General features: G+C 67.0%; 8 protein-coding genes and 1 pseudogene. 2 read left to right on the forward strand and 7 right to left on the reverse strand.

The features are described from left to right. The first annotated feature begins 17 nt into the window (after nucleotides 1–17). Nucleotides 18–1,259 carry a YbfB/YjiJ family MFS transporter gene (locus A985_RS0104390; RefSeq protein ID WP_017232197.1) on the forward strand — a complete coding sequence of 414 codons (1,242 nt, stop codon included), beginning with the start codon at nucleotides 18–20 and terminating at the stop codon, nucleotides 1,257–1,259. Here A985_RS0104390 and A985_RS28915 read toward each other — a convergent pair. The 7 genes and pseudogenes from A985_RS28915 to A985_RS26915 all read right to left on the reverse strand — a co-directional run. Further along, nucleotides 1,220–2,071: pseudogene (locus A985_RS28915) on the reverse strand (AraC family transcriptional regulator); the annotation flags it as partial. The gene A985_RS0104390 and the pseudogene A985_RS28915 sit on opposite strands and share 40 nt — an antisense overlap. A 96-nt stretch (nucleotides 2,072–2,167) precedes the next feature. Continuing rightward, nucleotides 2,168–2,959, reverse strand: a complete 792-nt coding sequence (tam, locus tag A985_RS0104405) for a trans-aconitate 2-methyltransferase (protein WP_017232200.1) — start codon at nucleotides 2,957–2,959, stop codon at nucleotides 2,168–2,170. A 39-nt stretch (nucleotides 2,960–2,998) separates the two neighbouring features. Then, nucleotides 2,999–3,856 (reverse strand): anti-sigma factor, encoded by an 858-nt coding sequence (locus A985_RS28920; RefSeq protein WP_017232201.1) that lies wholly within the window; start codon nucleotides 3,854–3,856, stop codon nucleotides 2,999–3,001. After that, nucleotides 3,843–4,517: an RNA polymerase sigma factor gene (locus tag A985_RS0104415; protein WP_017232202.1), complete on the reverse strand. Its 675-nt coding sequence runs from the start codon at nucleotides 4,515–4,517 to the stop codon at nucleotides 3,843–3,845. The genes A985_RS28920 and A985_RS0104415 overlap by 14 nt, the downstream gene beginning before the upstream one ends. A 115-nt stretch (nucleotides 4,518–4,632) precedes the next feature. Beyond that, nucleotides 4,633–5,013, reverse strand: a complete 381-nt coding sequence (locus tag A985_RS0104420; protein ID WP_017232203.1) for a cupredoxin family copper-binding protein — start codon at nucleotides 5,011–5,013, stop codon at nucleotides 4,633–4,635. A gap of 25 nt (nucleotides 5,014–5,038) precedes the next feature. Beyond that, nucleotides 5,039–5,956, reverse strand: a complete 918-nt coding sequence (locus A985_RS0104425) for a metallophosphoesterase (RefSeq protein WP_026131648.1) — start codon at nucleotides 5,954–5,956, stop codon at nucleotides 5,039–5,041. A gap of 171 nt (nucleotides 5,957–6,127) precedes the next feature. After that, nucleotides 6,128–7,021, reverse strand: a complete 894-nt coding sequence (locus tag A985_RS26915; RefSeq protein ID WP_083902189.1) for a M23 family metallopeptidase — start codon at nucleotides 7,019–7,021, stop codon at nucleotides 6,128–6,130. Nucleotides 7,022–7,270: 249 nt separating this feature from the next. On the opposite strand from A985_RS26915, the gene A985_RS24200 reads away from it, so the two are divergent. Next, nucleotides 7,271–7,765: phosphatase PAP2 family protein (locus A985_RS24200; RefSeq protein ID WP_198288650.1), on the forward strand; the 495-nt coding region annotated here is incomplete at its 3' end.

Genomic DNA, 7,765 nt, shown 5'->3' on the forward strand with positions numbered 1-7,765 from the left:
GTGCTTCCGGAGTCCTCATGTCCCACGCCGCCCTTGGCCGCCCCACAACCGCCGCGTTCAACGCCTGGCGCGCCACGCTGTCGGCCGCCTGCGCCAGTCTTGTCGGCATCGGCTTTGCCCGCTTCGCCTACACGGCGCTTCTGCCCGCGATCATCGGTGCGCACTGGTTCGCACCCGCGACTGCTGCCTATCTTGGCGCGGCCAATCTCGGCGGCTACCTGGCCGGCGCCTTGGGGGCACGCGTGCTTGCCCGGCATGTGTCGAGCGTGAGACTCGTGCGCACGATGATGCTGGTCGCCGTCTTCGCTTTCTTCGCCTGCGCCTGGCCCATCTCGTTCGTCTGGTTTTTCGGATGGCGCTTCGCCTCGGGGTTTGCGGGCGGCGTATTGATGGTCACGGCAGCACCGTCGGTGCTGGCGCACGTGCCCCCCTCGCGGCGCGGCATCGTGAGCGGCGCAATCTTCGCCGGCCTCGGGCTGGGCATCGCAGCGTCGGGCACGCTCGTGCCGCTCCTGTTGCGCCACGGGCTTGCCCACGCGTGGAGCGGTCTCGGCGTGCTTTCGCTCGTGCTCACGGCAGTGGCGTGGCGTGGTTGGCCCGACGGCACGCCGACGGCCACGGCCGCCAGCACCCCCGCTCCCATCAGGCGCCCACACGTCAGTCCGGTGGCGCTGCGCTCGCTCTATATCGAGTACGCACTAAACGCCGTCGCACTGGTGCCGCACATGATTTTTCTCGTCGACTATGTCGCCCGAGGGCTGGGCAAGGGACTCGACGCCGGCGCGAACTATTGGGTGCTGTACGGACTGGGGGCGATCGTCGGTCCGCTTTTCGCCGGGCACCTCGCCGACCGGATCGGCTTTGCAAGGGCCTTGCGTGTCGCTTACGTCGCCCAGTTCTGTGCGGTGCTGCTGCCGGTGCTCGGCCTCGGCCTGCCCGCTCTGATGGTGTCCAGCGTGGTCATGGGCGCCTTCACCCCGGGCATCGTGCCGCTGGTGCTCGGACGCGTGAACGAACTACTCGCCCATCATCCTGCCGGACAAAAAGCCGCGTGGAGCACCGCCACGACCAGTTTCGCGACGTTGCAGGCAGGTGCCGCCTACGGACTATCGTTTGTGTTCGCCGCGACGTCGGGCAACTATTCGCTGCTGTTCATGGTGGGCGGTGTCGCGATGGCGATCGGGCTGCTCGTCAACGTGGCCTCCGCTCGCCTGGCGCTCCACTTCCCAGGCGACACACCGAACGCACGCCGGAAGTAGCGAGTGAAGTGGGACAGATCGTTGAAGCCTTGCGCGACGGCAACGTCGGTCGCCGGCGCGCCGGCGCGCAACGCGGGCAAGGCACGCACCAGACGCAACTGATTGCGCCAGGCATGCGGCGCCAGGCCCGTCTCGCGCGAGAACAGTCGCGCGGCGTGAAACGGCGACAGGTCGACCGCCTCGGCCAGAGCCGTCAGCGACAATGGCTCGGTGAGATCGGCCGAGAGCCGCGCCTTCATGGTCTCGACCCGCACCGCATCGCGATATGCCGGCGTATCCGGCACCCGCGCCCGCGCATGGCGCGCCAGCATGAACGACACGGCCTCGATCAGTACACTTTCCGCCAGCAACGGGTCGGCGCCAGCCTGAAGTAGACGATGCGCCGCCGTCAGTCGATGCATCGCCTGCGGGTCGCGGATGACCTGCTCGCCAAACCAGGGATGCGCGTCGCCCGGCATCGTCAGCCCCGCCAACGGACGCGTCACCTGACGCTGTACGCCTTGCACGAAGCCGACCGGCAGGTAAAACACGCGATAGCGCCACCCGAAATCGGTTTCGCGCGCGCCGGTATGCACTTCGCCTGGGTGAATGACGGCCACGGATCCGGCGTCCGCCACATGCTCGCCGCCCCGGTAGGCATAGCGCTCGGCCCCTTCCACGATGCAGGCGAACGTATATGCATCGTGCCAATGCGGTGCGAAGGTGTGGTCGTTGTACTCAGCGGTGACCATATCGCCACCGGGGACCAGCGACGAGCGCCAGTAGTGAGGGGCGTTGCGAAACGGCTGAATCGGCGGGGACAGTAGATTCATGTGCACTACTTTACACCCGGCGTCAGGCAGTTTGCCGGGCGCGCACCTTGCCTGCTTGAGTCCTCGGTGCACGGCGATCCTGCCCTATCCCGTCCATCATCGCGTCGCCACCACGAACAGGCGTGGAAACGGCAGCAATACCGTACCGTCGGCCAGCGCCGGATACGCGTTGGCAATCGCGTCGGTATAGCGCGCCAGAAACGCCTCTCGCGATGCGTTGTCGAGCTTCGCGAGGAACGGCCGCAACGCGCTGCCCTTGAACCACTCCACGACGGCCGGTGCCCCGCCCGCGAGCGGGTGGTAGTACGTGGTGCGCCAGATGTCGACGCGCGAACACAGCGCGCGCAGCAGCGGGTAGTAGAACGTCGCGCCATGGCGTGCCGTGCGCTCCACCCCTTTGAGCGTTGCGGCCCAACGCGGATCGGCCGCCACTTCCCGCATCAGCCGGTGCGCGGGCTCGTCGAGATTGTCGGGCGTCTGCACGGCCAGCGAACCGCCGGGCGCAAGACAATCGACCAGACGCGGATACAGCGTCTCGTGATCCGGCAACCATTGCAACACCGCGTTGGCGAGAATCACGTCGAACGGGCCATCGGCCCAGGTCGCGATATCGGCCACGTCAAAGCGGCATTGCGGCAGTCGCGCACGCGCCGCATCGACCATGTCCTGCGAACTATCGAGCCCGAGCACGTCAGCGTGAGGGTAACGAGCGGCGAGCACTTCGGTGGAGTTGCCGGGGCCGCAGCCGATATCGACCACGCGAGCCACTCCACGACCCGCAAGCGGCGGAATGGCGGCGACGAGATCGCGCACGGGACGCGTGCGCTCGTCTTCGAACTTGACGTATTGTTCGGCCTGCCACGCAGGATTCACCGGGGCATTCGACATGACGCTCTCCATGGGGGATGGGGCAAGCGCCTTACGATATCAGGTCGCCGCCTGCAATGCCTCGACAAACACACGCAGGTGCGACGGCTCGGCATCGGTGATCGCCCAATACGTCATGCCGCCGCGCCGCCAGCGCGCAATGGCATAGCCATCGGACCCCGTGATCGTCGGCGCCGCCGCACCCATGTCACGCGCCGGAAACACGTAGACATCGATCGGATGCTTGTCCGTACGGTAGACGAGCACGGCCACCGTGCGTCCACCCACGTAGTCGACGCGTCCGCCTTCCAGCGGGAACCCCTTGGCCGACAGATCGGTGACGGGCGGCGCGTAATCGATGCGTCCGTTGAACCACGGCTTGACGGTGTGCTGATCGGTCGAGACCACGTCGATCGGATGTTGCGACAGCAACGCACGCACATGGCTCGCCACGATCTCCTGCGGTTGCAGGCCCATGACAGCCGGTTCCTCAATCCCCTGCGGCGTCGCGGGCGGACGCGCCACCAGCAACGCCATCGCGACCGCGAGTCCGCCGAGAATCGCGCCGCCGGCACCGCCGAACAACCAAGGGGCAAGGCTCGGCCCCCACGCCAGCTCGGCCGGTCGATTCACGTGTGAGGGCTTCGGCGGCGACGCCGGATGGGCCGGATTCGTCGGATCGCCCCCAGGCTTCGCATCCTGCGCAGGCACTGCCGTGGCGGGCGCCGACGTCAGGCGCACTTGACGTTCGGCGAGCGCCATGTCGTCGCGCAGGCGTTCGCGTAACGTCTGCGGGGCAGCATGGCGCAACGAACCGTCGCGCAACAGCTTGCCGAGCGTAGTCGCTTCGCCGGCGACAGGGGTTTCGCCGGCGCTCGTCCCCGGCGTCGTATCGTTGGGGTCGTCAGGCTTGTTCATCGGGTCCTCCCCGCGTGGTGCCGTCAACTGGCAGACGTGTCAGACGTGCGACCTGCGCCGACGGCGCGCACGGCGTGGTCTTGGCGCTCGTGCGCGTGGCGGCCTGTGCATCGAGCACGGCAGCGGCCAGCATCTGCCTGGCGCGCGCCAGACGCGACATCACCGTGCCCGCCGGCACCCCGACGATCGTCTCGATCTCGCGGTAGCTCAGATCCTCCATCTCACGCAACACCAGCACCTCGCGAAACACCACCGGCAACGAGGCCAGCGCTCCGCGCACAAGCGCGCACTCGTCACGTTGCACGGCAAGACGCTCAGGGTCGCCGGGCGTTGCGTCATCCCAACCGGGCAGACGGGCGTCATCCTGCAGGCCGTGCCTGGCCTCGTCGAACGGTGTGCCGAGCGCCGCATCGGCGCGGCGACGCCACTCCGTCAGCCAGGTATTGCGCACAATGGCCAGCAGCCACGCGCGCGCATTGTCGCCACGAAAACCGTCGAAGAAACGCAACGCTCGCAAGTAGGATTCCTGCACGATGTCGTCGGCGTCGCTTGCACTGCCCGACAGCCAGCGCGCGAGGTTGTACGCCGCGTCGAGGTGCGGCAAGGCCAGTGCATCGAACCGTTCCGACGCAGGCGCGCCGGGTTTTTCAGCGACGGTCACCGGAGTCTCCCCAGTGCGGGCAACGCGGTGCCCGGGTGAATTGGTCTGTCGTCGCGAACACGACGTCAATGGCCTCATTGAATCACATCTGCCTTTCGCCACGACGATTTCGCGACTACTTCACGACGATCACACCGGTCATGTGAGGATGAATCGCGCAGTAGTAGCGATACGTTCCCGGTTTGTCGAACATGAATGAGAACGTGCCGTTGGTATCGAGCGCGCCCGACGCAAACGCATGCGGATTGTCCGAACTGGTCACGGTATGCGGGTCCTCGTCGTGATTGGTCCATGTCACACGCGTGCCCGCGCGGACGGTGAGCGTCGCGGGCGAGAACGCAAAGTTGTCGATATTGACGGCATTGGCGTCCGCGGCGTTGACGACGCCCACGAGCGCCGGCAGACAGAGCGTGAGCATGCCGGCCGACGCCACGGCGACGCCACGCAGCCATACGCGACGCCGTGCACCGCAAGCGTTCAGAAGAGACGATTTCATGGAAGGGCTCCGAAAGCCGTGGGCGTCACGACGCCAACGAGGTGTCACTGAGCATTGGCGTTCCGTCGAGCGCCGTGAAGTCGACGCGACGAATGCCGAGGGCCTGCCGCAGTTGCGACGCGTCGACCTTCAACGGTCCCGGGCCGGGGCCATCACCCGGTGCGGGCTGCGGATACGCTGTCGACATGGCTGTCTGCAAACGCACATTGCCCTCCACTTTTTGCAGGACCTGGTGGATATGCCCGTTAAGCACCGTCACCGAGCCGAACGGCCGGAGCAGGGCGAGTGCGCGTTCGCCGTCGTCGGTCCCCCAGCCCCAGGCGGGATAGACCGACCACAACGGCATATGGGTGAACACGACGAGCGGCGTGCTGCGCGAGCGCCCCTTAAGATCCGCCGCGAGCCAGGCGAGTTGCGTGTCGCCCAGATAGCCCATGCCGCCCGCCTTGAGCCCGATCACGTTGACCAGCGCGACGAAGTGCACGCCTTGTCGATCGAAGCTGTACCAGCCGACACCCCGGCTGTCGGGTGCGAAGCGTGCGAAGAAGGCGCGTCCGTCGTCGGCGATCACGTCGTGCTCGCCGGGGACGTAGTGGGTTTCCAGGCCCGCGCTGCTTACGATCTGCTGCGCGGTATCGAATTCCTCGGCGCGCGACAAATGACTGACGTCGCCCGTGTGGAGCAGGAACGCGGGACGCTGCGATGCACCGCGGATTCGATCGATGGCCAGTTGCAGCGTGGACGCCGGATCGGGATTGGCCGCCTTGTTGAAGCCGATATGGCTGTCGCTGATCTGCACGAACGACAGTGCATGACGTGCCGCCTTGTCGGCCGCCGCAGCCGGCGCCCCCAGCGACAGGCCGCGCGGCACGCCCCCGTCGAGGGTCCACAGGATACCCGCGCCCGCCCACGCAAGACATGTCATCGCCCGGCGACGCGACATGCGTCGCGACGAGTTGCCCTCGTCGAACGAACGGGCATCGGAACCGGTCTCCGCCTTGACTTCCCCTTGATGGCTCATCGCGCACCTCCCTTCGTTACGTGCGCTGCCCCGCCCGTCACCGTGACGAGTCGCAAGAGCGCCCATATCCGTAATACCGGTGCACGTACCGCTTTATTCCCGGAAAGTCGATCTCGACGCGCCCCTCAGAGCGGCGAGTACTGCCATCGAGTGGCCACCCCGGCCCCCCCCATGGAGAAGCCACGACGGCACGCCATTGAGCACGCTCAGGCAAGGGTTGCCCGTGCCCGCCGGCAATTCGCTCATCTTGGCCGTGCGGCGCAGCAACGGGCGTGGATCGGCTGGCACACCTTGGCGGCGCAGTTCGAAATGCAGGTGCGGGCCCGTGACCATTCCCGTCTTGCCGACCGCCCCGATGAGGTGGCCCGCCGCCACCGTCTCACCGACACGCAGCCCGCGCGCCGTGGCGGACAAGTGGGCGTAGATCGTCTCGCTATCGTGCCGATGCGCGATCACGATGTAACGCCCGAACCCCCGGCGCTCGAAGCCGATGGACTTCACCACACCGTGCGCCACCGCGCGCACCGGCGTGCCCGACGGCGCCACGAGATCGATGCCGGTGTGCCGATGCTTCACGCGCCGCACCGGGTGGGAGCGCGTGCCGAAATCCGACGAAACGCGCGAATAGGTCACCGGCATGACGAGAGGCTTCGACGCCCGTACCGTCATGGTCGTGGCATACAGCGGCGATACCTTGCCGCAGACGGATTGCGGCAATGCCACGTTCGCGTGCGGCGACGATGCGTCGGCCGACGCGGTCGGTGCCGCCGGCGAGAAGGAAAACGACGGGGTCAGGCGCGGGTGCAGGCGTAATGCGTCGGCCATGCCGCCAGTTTCGGCCATCGCAGCCGCCGGCACCGCCATGCACAGCCAGACGCACGCCGCGCGCCAGCGGGCACGGCGGCCTTCGCCTTGCCCCCGCAGGCCTTGCGCGCCGCCGTCCAACGCGGCGCACCTGCGCTTGGAGGAAGGAGAAGAGAAAGACATCGTTCGAGAAACCTGTTCGAAAACGACGCAGTCTACGGGGCATCACGACAACAATTGACGGGAAAATGCGCAAACCATCCATCAAGTCCCAGCAAAATGCCGTCATTTGGGAATTAACCCGGCGCGAGACCCCGTTCCGTGCCTTGCCGCCGTGCGATGCCGGACCGGCATTTGTTCTCCCTAGCGTCGCGCGCGTAAGATAGCGCTTTCGCCCGAAGCCCTCCGCCCTCGGGCCGTCATTTGCCAGTCATGTCTAGCTTCTGGATCACGATTACCAATTTCGGTGGTGCCGCCGTGACGGTGCCCGCCGCCGCCGCCCTCACCCTCTGGTTGCTCTCGGCCCGTGCGTGGCGCATGGCATTCACCTGGGTCGCCCTGTTTGCGGCGGGTGCGCTTGTTGTGGCGGCTTCCAAGGTCATGTTCCTCGGCTGGGGCCTCGGGCTGCGCGAACTCGATTTCACCGGCGTGAGCGGCCATACGATGCTCGCCGCCACCGTGTACCCCGTCGTTGCATGGATGCTTGTGCGCCACCTCGCGTGGCCGTGGCGCGTGCTCGGCATGGCCACCGCCACGGCGGGTAGCGTGGCGGTCGGGGCGTCGCGCGTCGCCCTGTCTGCGCACTCGATTTCGGAGACGGTGGCCGGCTGTATCGTGGGCTTCGCCATCTGTGCTGCCTTTGCCTGGCATACGCGTCGCGACGCCACCCCCAATCTCAAAACCCTGCCGATGGGGGGCCGCCCGTTC

Source organism: Pandoraea sp. B-6, assembly GCF_000282835.1.
GTDB classification, from domain to species: Bacteria; Pseudomonadota; Gammaproteobacteria; order Burkholderiales; family Burkholderiaceae; genus Pandoraea; species Pandoraea cepalis.